The sequence below is a fragment of the Vibrio sp. 970 genome, assembly GCF_033339075.1.
On record NZ_JAWOTW010000703.1, the window covers coordinates 1 to 544 of the forward strand.

General features: G+C 47.1%; 1 pseudogene. It reads right to left on the reverse strand.

From position 1 onward, the window contains the following. Nucleotides 1-544 (reverse strand): annotated as a pseudogene (locus R7Q11_RS28715) (glycoside hydrolase family 2 protein); the annotation flags it as partial.

Consider the following 544-nt stretch of genomic DNA (forward strand, 5'->3'; position numbering starts at 1 on the left):
AACGGAAGTAACGAGTAAACATCTCAGTGATGATGCTGTTACCACGTGGATTCTTTTGGTGTTGCTCGAACGTTGGTGAAGTGATGTTCCAGTCTCGCTCGGGTACAAACTGCTTCACCTCCGCGAAAGACGGCCAAGATTGGAAACCAAATTCGGAGCAAAAACGTGGGTTAATGTTTAAATACGCGCTAAATGATTTACCCGAATGCCATACATCCCAAAAGTGCATGTCGCCTTTGCTATCGTCGTGCCATGCGTCACCAAAATCCAACTCGCCATTGCAGGGAGAGCTCGGCCAAAAGCGGCGCGAATCATCTTGCTGAGTAATCACGTGTTCAATCATGCGATCGAGGCGGTCATAATTGACGGTGTACTTTACTTGGTTGTGCTTAGATTCGTCATACCTACCAATGGCACCAATCACTTCGTTATCGCCACACCAAAGTGCAATGGAAGGATGCGCTTTAAGGCGCGGAATTTGGAATCGAAGTTCTTCTTCTACGTCTTTTAAAAACTCGTCGTTTGATGGGTACAACGAGCAGGC